General features: G+C 34.4%; 24 protein-coding genes. All 24 read left to right on the top strand.

The genetic code is table 11. The annotated features are described in order from the left end of the window. Positions 1 to 272: 272 nt before the first annotated feature. The 24 genes from MKX97_RS08920 to MKX97_RS08805 all read left to right on the top strand — a co-directional run bounded on the left by MKX97_RS08920 (position 273) and on the right by MKX97_RS08805 (position 16,058). Positions 273 to 1,262 carry a M23 family metallopeptidase gene (locus MKX97_RS08920; protein WP_342535795.1) on the top strand — a complete coding sequence of 330 codons (990 nt, stop codon included), beginning with the start codon at positions 273 to 275 and terminating at the stop codon, positions 1,260 to 1,262. Between the two features lie 166 nt (positions 1,263 to 1,428). Next, complete coding sequence (locus tag MKX97_RS08915; RefSeq protein WP_342535794.1) at positions 1,429 to 1,665, top strand: hypothetical protein; 237 nt, start codon at positions 1,429 to 1,431, stop codon at positions 1,663 to 1,665. 514 nt (positions 1,666 to 2,179) lie between these two features. After that, positions 2,180 to 2,539 carry a hypothetical protein gene (locus MKX97_RS08910; protein ID WP_342535793.1) on the top strand — a complete coding sequence of 120 codons (360 nt, stop codon included), beginning with the start codon at positions 2,180 to 2,182 and terminating at the stop codon, positions 2,537 to 2,539. A 267-nt stretch (positions 2,540 to 2,806) separates the two neighbouring features. Continuing rightward, positions 2,807 to 2,941, top strand: coding sequence for a hypothetical protein (locus MKX97_RS08905; RefSeq protein WP_342535792.1), 135 nt, complete (start codon positions 2,807 to 2,809; stop codon positions 2,939 to 2,941). Between the two features lie 683 nt (positions 2,942 to 3,624). After that, positions 3,625 to 4,155, top strand: coding sequence for a hypothetical protein (locus tag MKX97_RS08900; protein WP_342535791.1), 531 nt, complete (start codon positions 3,625 to 3,627; stop codon positions 4,153 to 4,155). A 464-nt stretch (positions 4,156 to 4,619) separates the two neighbouring features. After that, complete coding sequence (locus MKX97_RS08895) at positions 4,620 to 5,015, top strand: hypothetical protein (RefSeq protein WP_342535790.1); 396 nt, start codon at positions 4,620 to 4,622, stop codon at positions 5,013 to 5,015. Between the two features lie 186 nt (positions 5,016 to 5,201). Beyond that, entirely contained in the window at positions 5,202 to 5,552 is a 351-nt protein-coding gene (locus tag MKX97_RS08890) for a hypothetical protein (RefSeq protein ID WP_342535789.1), read from the top strand. A 967-nt stretch (positions 5,553 to 6,519) separates the two neighbouring features. Further along, positions 6,520 to 6,987 carry a hypothetical protein gene (locus MKX97_RS08885; protein ID WP_342537465.1) on the top strand — a complete coding sequence of 156 codons (468 nt, stop codon included), beginning with the start codon at positions 6,520 to 6,522 and terminating at the stop codon, positions 6,985 to 6,987. 675 nt (positions 6,988 to 7,662) lie between these two features. Then, positions 7,663 to 7,836 carry a hypothetical protein gene (locus MKX97_RS08880; RefSeq protein WP_342537464.1) on the top strand — a complete coding sequence of 58 codons (174 nt, stop codon included), beginning with the start codon at positions 7,663 to 7,665 and terminating at the stop codon, positions 7,834 to 7,836. Between the two features lie 234 nt (positions 7,837 to 8,070). After that, positions 8,071 to 8,469: a hypothetical protein gene (locus MKX97_RS08875; protein WP_009496576.1), complete on the top strand. Its 399-nt coding sequence runs from the start codon at positions 8,071 to 8,073 to the stop codon at positions 8,467 to 8,469. A 121-nt stretch (positions 8,470 to 8,590) separates the two neighbouring features. Then, positions 8,591 to 9,025: a hypothetical protein gene (locus MKX97_RS08870; protein WP_078816679.1), complete on the top strand. Its 435-nt coding sequence runs from the start codon at positions 8,591 to 8,593 to the stop codon at positions 9,023 to 9,025. Between the two features lie 249 nt (positions 9,026 to 9,274). Further along, a complete protein-coding gene (locus MKX97_RS08865) occupies positions 9,275 to 9,670 on the top strand; it encodes a hypothetical protein (RefSeq protein WP_342537462.1) in 396 nt (131 codons plus the stop codon). Between the two features lie 128 nt (positions 9,671 to 9,798). After that, positions 9,799 to 10,068: a hypothetical protein gene (locus tag MKX97_RS08860; RefSeq protein WP_078816677.1), complete on the top strand. Its 270-nt coding sequence runs from the start codon at positions 9,799 to 9,801 to the stop codon at positions 10,066 to 10,068. After that, positions 10,068 to 10,637, top strand: coding sequence for a dihydrofolate reductase family protein (locus MKX97_RS08855; protein ID WP_078816676.1), 570 nt, complete (start codon positions 10,068 to 10,070; stop codon positions 10,635 to 10,637). The genes MKX97_RS08860 and MKX97_RS08855 overlap by 1 nt, the downstream gene beginning before the upstream one ends. Before the next feature lie 143 nt (positions 10,638 to 10,780). After that, the gene (locus MKX97_RS08850) at positions 10,781 to 11,431 is read left to right on the top strand and encodes a DUF3885 domain-containing protein (RefSeq protein ID WP_342537461.1); all 651 of its coding nucleotides are present in this window, start codon (positions 10,781 to 10,783) and stop codon (positions 11,429 to 11,431) included. Positions 11,432 to 11,535: 104 nt separating this feature from the next. Next, a complete protein-coding gene (locus MKX97_RS08845; protein ID WP_009496582.1) occupies positions 11,536 to 11,937 on the top strand; it encodes a hypothetical protein in 402 nt (133 codons plus the stop codon). Positions 11,938 to 12,038: 101 nt separating this feature from the next. Beyond that, a complete protein-coding gene (locus MKX97_RS08840) occupies positions 12,039 to 12,284 on the top strand; it encodes an ATP-dependent Lon protease (protein ID WP_342537460.1) in 246 nt (81 codons plus the stop codon). A gap of 121 nt (positions 12,285 to 12,405) precedes the next feature. Next, positions 12,406 to 13,011, top strand: a complete 606-nt coding sequence (locus MKX97_RS08835) for a stage II sporulation protein M (RefSeq protein ID WP_342537459.1) — start codon at positions 12,406 to 12,408, stop codon at positions 13,009 to 13,011. 36 nt (positions 13,012 to 13,047) lie between these two features. Beyond that, the gene (locus MKX97_RS08830) at positions 13,048 to 13,959 is read left to right on the top strand and encodes a DMT family transporter (RefSeq protein ID WP_342537458.1); all 912 of its coding nucleotides are present in this window, start codon (positions 13,048 to 13,050) and stop codon (positions 13,957 to 13,959) included. Between the two features lie 214 nt (positions 13,960 to 14,173). Next, positions 14,174 to 14,440 carry a DUF4181 domain-containing protein gene (locus MKX97_RS08825; RefSeq protein WP_342537497.1) on the top strand — a complete coding sequence of 89 codons (267 nt, stop codon included), beginning with the start codon at positions 14,174 to 14,176 and terminating at the stop codon, positions 14,438 to 14,440. Continuing rightward, positions 14,416 to 14,499: a hypothetical protein gene (locus MKX97_RS08820; RefSeq protein WP_342537496.1), complete on the top strand. Its 84-nt coding sequence runs from the start codon at positions 14,416 to 14,418 to the stop codon at positions 14,497 to 14,499. The genes MKX97_RS08825 and MKX97_RS08820 overlap by 25 nt, the downstream gene beginning before the upstream one ends. A 75-nt stretch (positions 14,500 to 14,574) precedes the next feature. Next, the gene (locus MKX97_RS08815; RefSeq protein ID WP_009496587.1) at positions 14,575 to 14,937 is read left to right on the top strand and encodes a VOC family protein; all 363 of its coding nucleotides are present in this window, start codon (positions 14,575 to 14,577) and stop codon (positions 14,935 to 14,937) included. 354 nt (positions 14,938 to 15,291) lie between these two features. Continuing rightward, a complete protein-coding gene (locus MKX97_RS08810; RefSeq protein WP_342537457.1) occupies positions 15,292 to 15,435 on the top strand; it encodes a hypothetical protein in 144 nt (47 codons plus the stop codon). Between the two features lie 194 nt (positions 15,436 to 15,629). Further along, complete coding sequence (locus MKX97_RS08805; RefSeq protein ID WP_078816669.1) at positions 15,630 to 16,058, top strand: RND transporter; 429 nt, start codon at positions 15,630 to 15,632, stop codon at positions 16,056 to 16,058. The last annotated feature ends 186 nt before the right edge of the window (positions 16,059 to 16,244 follow it).

Genomic DNA, 16,244 nt, shown 5'->3' with positions numbered 1-16,244 from the left:
TAACTGACTTGGGAGATTTCGTGTCTGCTGTGGCTTTGCTATTCTTGGTTATACTTTTAGTTACGTATATCAGTAAATTAAGATTAAAAAAGGAAGAGACGATTTTCAGAAATTCAATAAAAGATATGAAAGCGATCAAGGAGTAATTGGGGAATCATTGAAGGTTATTCAATGATCTATATTCCGTAAACAAGCACACTAACTAAAATGCAAACGCTTCATAAAACGATTGGATTGTCTAAGAAAAAATTGCCAGGAAGGAAATGAGTTTATTGGTTGAGAAATCTAGTGTTGATTGTGTAACGCCTACTAATTTTGGTCTTTTATTTCTTAATGGTGACAGCGAGTTGATTTACAAACAATGTATAAAAGACTTTCAAAGACTGATTACAGCTGATCAATTTGAGGAACTAATCACCAGCTTTAATGAAAATGTGACAAGTTATTCAGTGAAATTCACTTCTCAATTTGGCCCGCTCACACATTATATTTGGGTGGATGCTGCTGAACGTAAAGCTATATCTGTATATTTTGATGAAGAAAACCAAATCCACAGATTGCTAATTAAACCGTATGCAAAGTATCCTCAAACCGATGCAGTTTATTCGAAGCAAACTTATACGATGCCGGTTAAAGAAGATTGGACGGTCTTTTGGGGAGGCGTCAATGAATTCTTGAACTATCATTATGTATATGAAAATCAGAGATATGCCTATGATTTGGTTATCACTCACAATAGAGAAACGTTCAGCAACAATCGACTGAAAAATGAAAACTTCCATGCATTTTCAAAGAATGTGTATGTACCTAATGATGGAAAAGTTATAAAAATCGAGAATACCATACGTGATAATATTCCGGGAGAGATGAATGAAGAGGCCTTTTTAGGTAATTATGTAATTATTAAGCATGACGTAAATGAATATAGTCTAATCGCGCACTTGAAAAGGTATAGTATTACTGTACAAGAAGGTGCAAATGTTAAAACCGGTGAATTGATTGGACTGTGCGGAAACTCGGGAAATTCTTCGGAACCACATATCCACTTCCAGGTAATGGACAATGCTTCTATTTCAACGGGGCAGTCGATTCGTATGAAATTTTATAATGGCAAAGAGCCCATCCAAGGAGATCTCGTGAATTTTTCAGCTGCTATTAAAGAACAAAAGTTGGACAGTTTAGATAAAGCCGAGATGGCCTTCTCCTTGTCGGATATTTTACTTTTCGTACCTCGCCTAATTGTCACTTATTTTAAGTCGTAATTAGCAACACTGGTTGGTGGTTTGATTGAAAAGAATTTATTTGTACAGAGTATGGAAAAAAATAGTGATCGTTTCAGTAAACGGGGCATACAGCGGCATTAAGAAACGCTCAATTTTCATTAAAAATCTAAGCTATAAGACTGATTAGCAACCAGTGGTGGGTATATTGATTATTGAAATTGATGGTCATTCTTTTCAAGTATTGCTTACTGGAGAAAAATGTAATAAACGACAATTAAGGCAAACCTATATGCGGGCAAAAGAATTATCAGGTGATCTCAAAAATCTCCCTGCTATATTTTGCAGAATTTTAAACTATAAAAGTATTCCTTATGACAGTGCTATACCTGTTGATTTTGTCATCGATACTGATACGGAAAGAATTTACTCACCAACTTATTAAATTAACGGATACGTTTGCCGTACAAGATTGTGTCAGAAAAGAGCCATTTAACAGCGACAATCAATCAATTCGGTGGTGGTATTAGTATATATCTTGTTCACTGAATCATTGAACAAGTATTCCAGGAAGAGATATTTGTGCAATTAAAAGCTATTATGGTGTAAGAATTAGACCCACTTGAAATAAGGATAGATTGCAGATTTGAGGTGTTAAAATAATGTTCTTTAGATCAATGAATAAAAAAGAGTCGCAAAATTGGAAAAAGGGTGTTGTACTTGGTTTCTACACGTACATGCTTATGTTGTCTGTTAACTATTTCTATTATTTATCAATGGAAAAAGATTTCTTTTCATCCCATCTAATTTTCTGGGGTGGTTTATTAGTTGCATTTGGATATGATGCTTTTTTGAATCTTAAGGACAGAAGAAAGTCTAGCTATAAGAGTTCAAGTAATTGAACAGTACTCCGCTTGAGTCGGATCAGTAAAAGACTACCCTAGGAGGAAATACTGACAATGATTAAATATTATCTATACGATAAATCGGATAATTCTTTGCATGAATTTGATGCAGAAAAGGCCCGTAATAAATTCTATAAGAAGCAGAGCAAGGAAACCAACTTTCCATTCAGCATTGAAATGGAGGATAATTTTGTAATTACAGAAATCCCAACCACGATTAACCTGTATATGGATGATGGGGAAGGATATTCATTGGGTTATTTGACAACGATATCTGTTAGGACATGGTTGTCCGGAATAGTTGCTAAAAGGGGGAAATATGATGAAGCCCCCTTTACTTCTCAGAAAAAAGAGGATAAAAGCTTTGATGAATGCCTGAAGGATTATATATTTTACATAATGCAACCGAAATAAAACGTTGCATGAAACGAACAATAATGTGGAATATCATATGCAAGAAAACGAAAAAGGTCATGGGTATTGGGCTAATTATCTAAGGAATTCTAATAATAATTTCTAGATTACTAACTCCTATAAAAATTTTACCTACTAGTGTACTTGTTTATTTTGTTCTTGCTTTTACCATGCCTTTTGATGATTTAACCATGTAAAAGTTCTTCCGACTGACGGAGAATTTAGCGTGATATGTTTTTAATATTTATACTAAGGGAGTCTAATGAAATGGTGATAATTGTAACGATTATTTTGTTAATAACGCTGTTTTCGATAGAAGTTCAATTAAGAAGATTAAATAAGACAAACAAAAAAATAGTAGAATTACTTGAAGAAAAGACTGAAGAAGAAGATTTTAAGTAAATGGTTCAATGGACAATAGAGCAGACCAAGCAAGAAATGGGGACCAAAATTCATGCTGTTGAAACGTTTTGCCTTTTGGCTGCCTATATTAGCAGTCGTTCATTATATATTTGAATTGGTATGGAACCCAGTGAAAGACATAGTATTCGCCTTCGATCCCTTACTAGCAAAAATATTATGGATGTTTAACATTCATGGTTTTCTGTATGACAGTGAACATTTTAAAATTCTATTTCCGGGATTTTTGTTACACCTTCTTCTCTGGTTAATCTATGGTCTAATTATTGATTACATTATCAAATTTCTCTTTAAGCAAAATGAAGAAGCCCACTACAAGTGAATGTCTCTTGAGCTTATAACAATCAGGAGCAAGAGTCGAAGAAGTGCTGTACCTGAATTGATCCAGATTGTTAAAGTAGTTAATACGAGGAGGTACAGCTTGAATATACTTAGTATAGTGTTGCCAATTACAGTCGTAGTATCAGGCATTGTCATATTCGCCACAAAAGGTTTTGAATATTTGATTTACTATGTCCTGTTACTAGGGTGCTTTACTTTATTTACAGGATTAAGAGGTATAAGAAAAAAAGAAGATGATTTTTCGAAATACATGAATCTAACTATTTTAGGAATTCTTTTGGTTTATTCCTTTTTTTTTTAGTATCACGTTAAGGAGCACTTACTTGAAAGGATTCAGCAGCAGGACCATCCAGCAGATGAAGAGAAGGGGGGAGAATTGCATTAAGCGCTTTATTGTTATTCTACTGATGGCAGGTATATTGCTTTTAACTGCTTGCAGCAAAGAACATATAAACTATTTTCCATCGAAAGAAGCGGCTTTGGAAGAGTTAATTCGAAGCGAAGGAATTAAAGGGAATATTGACTTGATTACAACGATGAATGATGAAGAATTGTTAGTAATTCAAGAAGATCAGAATAATTATTTTGTAGGTGAACTGTTGGAAGAAAAAAAGGGCTTTGCTGCTAACAAAATATCAGCAAATGTTGTCATGGAGTTAGGTGGAAGTTGGGGGTTGAATACCTTGGCCAATCATAATTACACAATCTATTTTGAGAAAGAGCCAGAGAACCAGAACTTTTTACCTTTATCGAATGAAAATTATTATATCTCGATCGTAGAAGGAGATCAGGTGAAAAAGCAAGATCCGATTATTACAAATTCAATAAAAGTAATTGAATCAATCAAGGATTAATAGGTAATTATTCAATGGAATATATTCCAGAAACAGACGCTCTAACAGAAAAGCAAACACCCTTTTAAAACGAATAGAACATCTAGAAGAAAAGTTGCTAGGAAGGAAATGAGTTTATTGGCAGGGAAATCTAGTGTTGATGGTGTAACGCCTACTAATTTTGGGTTTTTATTTCTAAACGGAGACAGCGAGTTAATTTACAAACCATGTGTAAAAGACTTTCAAAAACTTATAACAGCTGAACAACATAAGAACTAATCACCAGCTTTAATGAAAATGTTACAAGTTATTCAGTGAAATTCACTTCTCAGATCGGTCCGCATACACATTATATCTTGGTCGATGCTGCTGAACGCAAAGCCGTATCGGAATATTTTGATGTTGGAAGGAAATTAGTCTCGAAACAAAAGTAATGGGTTTAATCAATTGTGCTTTATTCTAAAAAACAAAGGGAGGCGATTTTAATGAAACGTTTCTTTTACTATTTTGCTTGGTCCATTGGGATTGGTCTAATCATTTACTTAGGAATGAAGTGGGAGTTCCAGTTAAAAGAAACGGCAAGCATGAATTTTAATATCCTGCCGGTTGTCCTGTTTTCTGCAATTTTCCCTATTGTACTAGGGATGCTATTACGGTTACCGCAACTGTTTATTGAAATAAAGGAAAGTAAAAAATGGTCATTCGATTGGACAAAATTTCTTGCAGTAGCATTGCCGGCTCTATTAATAGTAGTTCTGTATATTTTATCTTACCTAGCAATCGTGCCTGTTGTACATTTTCTATTAATTGGCGGTCAAACACTTGTAACAGTAGCAGGAATCATTTTCGGGTACACGTTGCTAGATAGTTTTAAAAAATAACTATAGTCCTTATCGGGCGCTAATCTGACATAGGGATTAGCGTTAATGCTATAAATAAAGGCGATATTGCTGGAACAATGCAATGTAACTTTTTACGTCAAACCGTGGGCCGGATAACCCAACTGAAACCCTTAGCTCACAGAAATTCAAGTTATGTCTCCATTAAATTAAAGGAGTGAAATTAAAATGAACGGAGATGCTCTGGTTTGGATTGTTTTATTTCTGTCTATTGGAATCTGTGATTTTGTAGCAGTGTATTTATACAAACAAAAGAGATTCCCTTTATGGCTTTCTGCAATTGGTATGGCACTTTTAGTTCCGGTAATCGTCTTTTCCTTTGTGTCTGTTGGGGTTAGTTATAATAACATCGTTGGGCTTGAACCGGATGACACAGGTGAAGGGGTAGCTTTTGCCGGAGGATTTATAGCAGTAGTCCTTGGATTACATTCGATTATTGTGTTTGTTATAGGGGTCATAGTAAGTATTTATAATTTCACAAGAAAAACACAAAAAGTCAAAAAAGATCATGTGTTATAAACGCATGATTTTTTATATATTTTGCATGCAAAACACATAACTGCTTGTACTTTATATCTATTGAAGAAAGAAACTCCTGCGAAGTGGGCATTTTTATGTGGTTGAGGAGCGTGCGTTTTCAATATCAAATTAAATTATGAAACTTTCACTTGATGTTTTCCGTACCAATAGTTGGAAGGAAAGGATTGGTGAGGTTGAAGATTTATAAACAGACTGCGTTTTATACCGTTATCTTTTGTATAATATTGTCTTTAAATGCTCTTATTTTCAACCCGCGAAATATCACGAGCATTTTTGAAAAAGGGATTTTACCCGGCGTGGGAGTTCTCATGTCTGCTGTGGCATTATTATTTTTAATTATACTTTTCGTCACGTATATCAGTAGATTTAGCCCAAAAAATAAAGAGGTATAACCTTCATTATCATGCCAATTAATAAAACAGAAAAAGATCGGTGGCATTCCTATGTACTTCACTCAATTGTATTTATTTACGTTATCAGCATTAGTAAGTTCAGTTGGCGGTTTTATTTTTTATAAATTAAGCAATAAGTTTCTGTTTCCTAAAAAGCTTAGTTATATATTGGGAGGCGTAGTGTCCTTACTATTAAGCTATAGTTTTGCACTATTGTTTATCTTACCTTCACTTTTTTATGGGCTTCTCATTGGATTAGCAGTTTACATTTTATTTCTTGTATTATCAGAAAAAAAGTCATAAAAGTGTTTGTGTCAAATGGGCATGAGAGCTGAACAAATAAATGCTACATTTCAACCGGATTGTGAAAGTGTCTAGTACCAGGAAAAATAATCAATATAGTGCTACCAATCATGGGCACAGTAGCAGGTATTATGTTGCTAGTCACAAAAAAAATATTATTTTCTATTACTAGTCAGTTGATACTTAGATCGGACCATTTTCTAAGAAGAAATTCGATTGGCAAATTGAATAATTTAGGGAGAAGATTTGGAATGAAATATTTTGTAGATGATGACCATTGGGATCTATTGGGCTACGTAGAGGAATTAAAAAAGATCTTACCTAGATTTAATAAAGAGACCTCAAATTTTTTGAAAAAACACTCATTCCATGATGGAAAGGTCATTTCCATTACGGCTGTAAATCAGGAAAACGGTCAAACAAAGGACCCTACCACCATTAAAATGGTCATTGAGCAATATGAAGAGGGTGCGGGGATATTTGAAATACAATGGTTAAACGTCCGTAAGTTTTTGATGGATTTTGATATAACACGAAATGTTTACGGTAATAAGCCCAATGAAATTGTCTTCGGTGGAAGAAAAGGACTTGATGATTGGGGTTATGATGAAATTCTACCGTTGAGTAAAAAAAAATTACAACATGAAATATTTTTATTTTCACAAACGAAAATACTTATACATTGCTCTGATATTAAAATCAGAAAAATTAAGACCTAGAAAACAAGATGATTTTTTTCCATATTCCGACCTTTTATTAGCATTAAGAATTGTCTGTTTTTATCATTGGAGCATTTGTTGAAATTCAAAAATAGTATGTTCATTACTAAACTAGGGGGAATCCTTCTGGGAGAGACTATTCTTTATGGATTTTTTCTGATCACTGTATATGGCATTTTAATTTTAGTCTATATTTTTCCAAAAGAAAGTCTGTAGTTGTTCGGTAGATCGAAGTATAAAATTGAACCTAAATTCTCAGATTTTAGGATTCGTTTGAACAAGTTTCTTGCGCTCACGGTTATCCTCTTTTTAATATTTATGACAGTTAGCATGTTTGTCGACAATGTAGGTGTACGTATGGTATTTATATTTTTGTTTGACGCCTACTTAAAAATGGAAAAAGGAGATCAAGAGAAATTTAGAGTGGAGTTAAAATATCCTACTATTGTATTTGGCTTATGTGCACCTGTTTTAGTTTTACTGCTATTATTTTCTGGCATCTTTTCAGCAACGAAGCCGATTCAACATATTGGGGCGATATTGTTGAGCATTAGTTGTTTATCACTATTTACTTTAAGCTCATTAGGGCGGAATCGAATGAAGAATTGGGCTCTTTCCTGGTCATTTGTTGGCTAAAGGTCTCCTGGATTCTTGATTCACTGAGGGGGGAATGCTGTGAAAAAGGGAAGCGTTGGAATGATAATATTCACTTGTATATTTGTTATGCCCATAATGCTGTTGTTTGAATTTTTAATTCCTACTACTAGGATTATCCGAGTAATAATTGCTGGGTTATCAGCTTTAGGCGGTGGTTTGATAGGAAATAAATTATTTCCAAATAAAGAATGAAAGAACTTTTACTGTCAGGAGGAGTATTGCTTATCGTTATGGGGATTACTGAACTTCGAAAATGAAACCTGTACCTTTCACTTTTTTTCTTGCAGCAGGATATGTCCTATTTTTTGGTACTTATATTTATATAGAAATGGTTATGTTCCCTAAATAGAGAGAGACAATAAACCTTTAATAAGATTTCAATAAATACATAGCAAGAAGATACAAATCAAATCTGGCGGTGATAAAGTGAATAAAAAAGTATTCAACATATTCGGTTGGGTATTGCTTATAGGGTTGGGTGCTTCGTGGATCTGGTTTGGTTATTTGGATATCTACTTATTATGGCTCCCCGTGACGTATCTCTGTTTTGCCATTAGCGATGGTCGGATCAAGAGATTAAAGAAGATGAAAAAGCTATCCGTATCTCAATATTTACAGCTTGTCTTTTCATTTATTTTGTTTGTAATGGTGGCATATGTCCTTATTCAACTAGCTAATTACTTGATCAGGGATATTTTGCATCTTCACGGATCGCTTAAAACCTTTAGTCAAATAATTGCAGTCATTCTTGTGTTATACCCTGTTAAATTTATGTTTGGCAGTATAATTTATAAAGTGAATGAAGAATTAAATTCCAAAAATTAAGGCTAGAGGAATTGAAGAGAACTCCAACAGGTAATTTTAGTGATGCTTTTAATAGGGCTTATATTGGTAGACTTGAAAAGTAATTTAGCGTCTAATTAAAAATATTGGTGGGGATCAGAGGTTGGAACATCTTAAAATAAATGGATACATTGTCAAGGTGGATAAAAGGAAAACAAAGGAGTTATATAAGGAACTTCCACTTGTTTCAGAAAAAGCCCATTGTGGATGTCCTGAGTGTTCATATTACGCCAGGGCGATTATGCAAACAACACCTGATATTAAGCAGTTTTTTGATCAGCTTGGTATTGACCCAAGAAAGGAAGCAGAGGTATGGAGAGCTGCTAAAAATGAGGATGGAACATATTATTATGTAGCCGATTATCATTTTATGGGGGAGATTCAGGATGTGAGTGAATTGGATTGGATCGAAATAGATGGAGCATTTTTTGGCTTAACAAATTTTACAGGAAACTTGCATTCATCAATGATACCGGATACTTTTCTTTCACCTATAGTTGAATTGATTGTAAGGATAAATTTACGTAGTGATTTTTAGTTTCCGAACTTTGAGAAAGTTATCACCAAAAATATTGGAACGTTTTCTAATTGTATAAGTAGATAGTGAGGAGGGCTTATCTTGATGAAAAAGAAGAAACAAGTAATCAAATTATCGTTTATAAGCTTGATGCTCGTGCTATCTGGAGTTTAATTAGCTGCTTGCTCAAAGGCGGGCGCAGAAGATGTAAATGTAGGAGTTATAAAAAATGTTCTGGAACTTCAATTCAATGGTCCAGACGAGAATTTTATGGCACTTATTCATGATCCTAAGTATACGACTGTTATAGACGGTTATGGAGTGAACTCTGAGTTGGGTAAGTATGTACAAGAAGTATATGGGCCTTACTTTACAGAGTTATATGTCGAAACCTTTCTTAACACCATTGGATTGAGTTATCCAGTCAATGCTTATATATCAGGACACCAGTTGAATTTAAAGAATGCAGTTATTGAGAAATCGAAGGAAGCTTCCAATCGCTATACCTTCTCAGCAACAGTCGGATATCAGAAAGATGGAGAGAAAGAAAAATCTGCTGAGGTATCAGGTGTCGTTCTCTTTTCTACAAAGGAAAAAGGGAAAATCGGTAAGTTTGAATATGAGGATGACAATGGTTTTTCTGAAGAATTAACGGCAAATGAATAATTGTTTTAATGCGTAAGCATCAGAAGTATTATCATTCCAACAATCGGGCCATTTAGCGAAATAAATAGCCGTGGCTGTCTATTGCTAGGTATATATGATGAACAAAAACACAGAAGGGCTTGAGTAATATGATGATTTTAGCACCTTTTTTAACAGCTGTTATATTGGGGAGTATTATATTGTTGATTACTTGGTGGTTTAAGAAGATGCACTTTTCTTTGTTTGTTCAGACATTACCCGGAATCTTAACAGCTATAACGGCGATTGTTCTGTTTTACATTGGTTTTGTAAACATTAAGGGATTCGAAGGAGCAGCTTACGGATTTCTTGCTTTCTTTTTAATTAGTTTTGCAGCTATTTCTTTTGAAATGGCCAAGAAGAACAAGGAGGAAAAGTAATGTCCAATAAAGTAAAATCAAGAAAAATAATTTTAGATTTAGCCGTTACTCTAGATGGATTTATTGAAGGAAAAAATGGGGAAGTTGATTGGTGCATAATGGACCCTGAAATGGAGTTTACTAATTTCCTACATCAAATCGATACAATTTTATATGGAAGAAAAAGTTATGATTTATGGGGACAATATACTCCCACAATCAAAGCTGCTGATGATGAAAAAGAAATGTGGGAGTTGATTCACAGTAAGGAGAAATATGTATTTTCCAGAACGCAAAAAGGGTCTAACAATAAAGCACTATTTGTGAATAAAAATATATCCGAAGAAGTAAAAAAATTAAAGAGTAAGCCTGGTAAAGATATCTGGTTATACGGTGGGGCAAGCCTCATCACCACTTTTATGGATTTAGGGCTTGTTGATGAATTTAGATTATCTGTTCACCCTGTGGTTTTGGGGGAAGGGAGACCACTGTTTATTGATATAGGACAGAGGTTGAATTTGAAATTGATTAATACCACAACTTATTCCTCCGGCGTTGTACAATTAATCTACCATTTGGATAGAAATTAAATACAAAAATGTCATTAGGCAATATTCGTTAGTAAATTTCACGACAATCGTGTGCAATTCTTGAACGAGAATTCTCGCTTGTTCAGAAATAGAGCCAAATTGTTAAAAGAGGATTGTCCTGTTAAAAGAAATGAGGATGGAATATGTCAGTAGATCAATATATGCAAGAAAAGTTTCCTAACTTAAAACTTAGACCACCTCTATTTTATAATTGGAGTATTGGTATTCGCTATGAATTAGGAGTGAATTACGAATTAGAAAATATTCATGAAAGCCATTCTTATTTAGAAGAGGTTTATAAAAGAGCGAGTACTTTATTTAAATCTATCCATTCGTCGAATGATGATGTTTACATCGTAGTGGATGTGAATGACTTTGGGGAGCACAAAGCTTACAAGAGAAAATTAAACATCTTTTCTAAGTATGTAAAGGAAAAAGCAATCCTATTTAAGTTACAACACCATATAATTCCTTACATTTTTCCAGAAGATGACGAGGAAGGAACATATAGCACACATAGATTCAGTTTAAAATGTAAAGTATCTGATTTTAACTACTCTCCTATGCTTAAAGCAATTTGCAACCAAGATATGGGAGTAAGGCCAAGTATTTTTCACAGAATATATTTTATCAATGTCAGTAAAAAAACGATCTTTCACATATATGATGATCGTGGTTGTGATTTGCTAGCTAACTCACTGGATGCAATTCGAGGTAATTTTGAAGAATACAATGAATGGATATTAGATTATGACCGAGACGAGATTGATAACATCTTTAAGAAGAGCCACTGAATTACTCGAACAATCATATGTCAGAATCGATTCAGACTTTAAAGCAACATATGACCAAATTTTTCTTAAGTGGTAGGAAAGAATAAGAAGAGATTTTAAATGACATGAGCTATAATGAGACATTTAATCGCTTTTCTCTCTATTTTTTAGCGATGTTGATTTCCCCCATACTTTTTGGGGTTCTCTTGGCAATCTATTCAATAACATTTTTACAAGATTCTTGGAATTTCGGTCCAGCCATAATGGTAGTGATCCTTTATTCATTTCCGTTCTTTATGTTTGGGGCTCTCCCAGTTTCATTGTACATCGATTTTTCCGCTAGAATTAAAAATTGTTCGAAATGGATGAAGAAGTTTTTATATGCGGGTTTCGGCAGTTTGGCAGGTCTTTTGGGGAGCGTAGTTCTATATGATTTATTTCCAATTTTGTCTATGCTTATTTTCGGCATGGTCGGTGGAGTTATTCACTATTTCATATTGGCATTAATAAAAATGATTATCAAATAGCAACGTTGCCGGTGATTTGTCTGGAGGTAAAAGCCGGACAACGTTGTGCCAGAAAAAGTTCATTTAACTGATTACAATTAGGTAAATTAAGGAGGGTTTTAATGAAGTTGTTGTTATCCGTTCTCTTAGCAGGGTTTTTAGGCACCTTGGTTTTCCTCGGTCCTATTGGAATATATATTATATGTGCAATTATTGTTGGAGTCATTTTCAGGTTATTTATCTTAATTAATGAGATACATAAACAGGTAGTACCAATCAATAGCAATAACAGAGCGAAAGATGTTTATGAAAGATACATAAAAGAAAGGGAAGAAAGGGAAGAAAGAGAACGAGAGACTAATGTATGAAGTTCTTGTATCATAGAGAGTATCTGTATAAAAAATGATCGCGAAGTTCCAATAGTCAAGCCTATTGAAACAATCGTGAATGTTTAAAAAAGGAGTATGATTCCAAATCGTAACGTCTACTATGCCAAACATAATCGATAAGGCTTTATTTAAAAGAGCTATTAAGTTTTTCATATTTGCAGCATCCATAACAATACTTGCCGCAATCATAACGTACATAATCAATCCGGATTTAAAAGAGGTAATGAAAGGAATAGACAGTAGGGCGTCCGAACAAGTTAAAGAAGCTACTGGTGTGGATAAAGTATGGTCATATATTGTAAATAACGGTTTCATGGTACCTTTTCAGATGTTTATCCTAGCCTTGATTCCAATACAATTTTTGTATTTTCTCAATATCATTACAACAGTCTCCTTGCCAGGAATTCTTTTTGGAGTTGCGTTGCAAAGTGATTTTGGAAAAGGCTTTGAAATTATACTTTCTTCTCTTCCTCACTATGTTTTTGAGGTTTTTGCGTTATGCTTACTTGCAGCGGCTCTATTTGAATTGAACCGAGTGATTAGAGCGAATATAAAAAATATATTTAAGAAAGATAGATTGGGATTATCATTTATTAAGTCATTTTTAGCAACTGTAAGGACGTACGCTTTTTTTGTTTTACCCATCATTATTTTAGCCGCATTACTGGAAACGTACATAGCCGATTTCCTATATAATTTATTTTAATTGATAGAAAAAGCTTTTTAAAAGGAGCGGAGCGTCATGGAATATGCTGCAGACAGGACTCAAAGCAAATATATGATCGGGGTAGCGGCTCTCATATTATCGGCAATCCTCACTGCGCTAAGTCAGGTTTATTATGGGAATCGGGTACAATCTGTTCATCCTTTTTTATTCACCGGTATTAGTTTTTTTATTACGACTTGTTATTTTCAATGGTTTGCACGTAAGCAAAGGCTGCCTTATTATTGGCGGAAAGCCATTTCTCCATTAGTAAAGTTGAATCTTTCATCCGCGTTAACGTTCATGGGTTTTTACTATGCGTTGAAGTATATTGAGCCAGCCATTGTCAGTTCATTGGAGATGGGGATTGGCCCTTTGTTTGTCATCTTGATTGCCCTTTTTCAAAGAAAAGCCGTTATACTAGAAAAATGGGGAATAGCAGTTGGAACTTTGCTTACGACTTTTTTGCTAATTTATGCAGTTTTCACGGGACAATCCGCTACCGCAATACAATGGGATGTGAATGTTCTTCTTGGTATTTTTGCGAGCGTGGCATGTGGTTTAGGCGCAGTGTTATGTACTATTTATTCCAAGCAGTTAAGCAATGAAGGCTGGACGAGTTCAATGATATTATCAAAACGATTTTACGGCATTATTTTACTATCATTCTTTTTTACATATGATCTGATTTTTGATTATGCGCTAGAGAATATTGGATGGATTTTGGTAATAACATTTACAGGTGTTCTCATCCCCATGTACTTACTGCAAAAAGGAATACAGTACTGTGAAACTTTTTTGGTTATGATGTCTTTATGTTTCATACCTGTTATTACCTTTTTCTTGCAATTGTTTGATTCGAGATTGCAATGGTCGAATTTAACTCTAGTAGGGGTATTGCTGTTATTCGGGCTAGGAATTTCGAGTGTGTATGTGGAAAGGAAAGCTTAACTCCCAATATCGAACTTTCCTATTTTGGTGATTCGCTTTCTCTAGCTTAATTTTCCCAATAGATTGCAACGATCCTAAAGAAACGTCAATAAAAAATTAATTAGAAGATGGTGGATCGGTCATGGGGAGTATTTTTGTAAAGTTAATTCTAATGATATCTGTTTTCAGTCTTTTCGTCTTTTTTCTTAATAAGATTCTTAGGAAATGGCTGAACGTGGAAAAGAAAAAGCCTTTTTCGTATGACCATGTAAATGCCAAACATAAAAAGATTGATTGGACAATTAGAATTGCTTCCATTGTTTTGCTGTTAATTGGTTATTCCGTTAACATTACACGCGTACCTACAGAGCGTATTTGGTTTTTGGAGACGTATTTCATTTTATTCGCCTTTATGATTGTATCTGAAACAGTAGAGCTGTTATGGAAAAACGATATGCTGAAAATGGGAATAATTATATTTTCACGATTATTCAAATGGTAGTTTTCTCAATACTTTTATTTTCGTTATTTATAACTGATTTTTTCGGCTTATTTGGATAACCTTAATTAGGCGCGATTTATACAAATTTTATGATTAGAGATGCTTTATCAGTTAATTAAAGGGAGAGTTATATTATGATCATCGGTTTACACCATGCACAGATTACAATTCCCACTGGGGCTGAAGAAGAGGGGAAAAAGTTTTATTGCGAAATTCTTGGTTTAACGGAGAGAGAAAAGCCGGATTCCTTAAAAGGACGTGGGGGATTTTGGTTAGAAGTCGGAGATCGAGACGTTCACGTGGGGGCAGAAGATGGGTTTGACAGAGTCACAACAAAAGCTCACTTAGCTTATCAGGTACAGGATATTTCATATTGGCGTAGCGTGTTAAAACAGCATAACATTCAAGTGATTGAAGGAGTTCCCATCCCAGGTTTCGAACGATTTGAATTCAGAGATCCTTTTGGTAACCGAGTGGAGATGATCCAGGAAGTATGAGGTTGAGATTCAGAAGCTTGAATTGAACCGGAAAAGAAAGGATGTTAGACCATGGATGGTAGTATATTTTTTGCTTTTCTTCCCATTTTAGGTTTGTTATTTTATATGGTTCCGGCTATATTCATTGTTTGGTTTCTAGTGAAATTCATTAAAATACAGGACCGCAGAAATGACATACTGCAGAATATTGCCGATAAGTTAGATAAGTGATAAGGACTCTGAAGGTATATCGTATGATTTATCAACAAAAGGATGCTAATTCACCTAATGGGCGCTGTTCTTGAAAAAAGATCAGCGCTCATTCTTCATAATTGGAGCTGATTTGTGAATAGAGTTCAGAAAGGGAAAATGCCAATGAAGAGAAGATTATTAGTAGCATCGGTAGTTATGTTTGTCAGTTTAGGCAGCTCTCTCGTGTTCAATTTGAATTCACTTAGTTGGACGTTTAAAACGACTTATTTTGTTATTGTGCAAGTGTTTTTAACGTTATCGGGGTAGTCCTTCTCTTCTGACTCTTCAGAAAACCGGAAAAACGTGTAAGACTGATAGTGCAAAATTAATGGGTTTAGTCTACGAGGAACACTGTGCCTGAATCGGATCCAGATTACAGAATAAAATATAGTAATATCTCATTGAGTAATTATGAGGGGTGTAATTTGTTTGGGAAAAGATCGTCTGTGTGGAGGGGTAAAATGATTAATAAGCGTATTTTAAAAACAATTAATTGGTTTGTGTTCATATCCCTTGTTTTGATAGGGGTTATTACAGCAGTTTTTGCATTTTTAGATATAAATAGTACATCACATTCTTTTGATGCTGATCAATCTCGCGCTGAGTTTCGTTGGAGTTCAATACACACAGCTTTCTCGGTAGTATTAATTCTTCTTTTGACCTTTTTGGGATTAGGTTGGAAGCGACTGTTTCCTTTCAATGTTCCCATTGCTTTGATCATAGCAGGATTATTGTATTCGCTATTTTTTTTAACGTTTACAGTTGGCTGGGTAGGCATGGTGGGACTACTTGGCTTAGCCATTGCTATCGTGGTAGGAATGATATTAATAATAGTGTATTCCGTTTATTTATTGAATGAAAAACGGAAAAGGTCATCTAATAATACGTAGCCACCACTTTTTTCTGCAATTATTATAGGAAAATTTAATACGTCGATTGAAGTCTAGTGAGGAGTAAAGTAGCAATTTTAGGAACCCTTTCGGACGGTTGTTTGATAGTTATTAGCCTTGTCAGAGATAAGGGCTTTCGCGAGCAATAAAATGTATCAGAAAGTTATACATCCAGTTCAATTGATA

Source organism: Sporosarcina sp. FSL K6-3508, from assembly GCF_038615825.1.
Lineage (GTDB): Bacteria > Bacillota > Bacilli > Bacillales_A > Planococcaceae > Sporosarcina > Sporosarcina newyorkensis.
The sequence above is the reverse complement of the archived record's forward strand: the minus strand, read 5'-3'. Positions and strand labels throughout refer to the sequence as shown.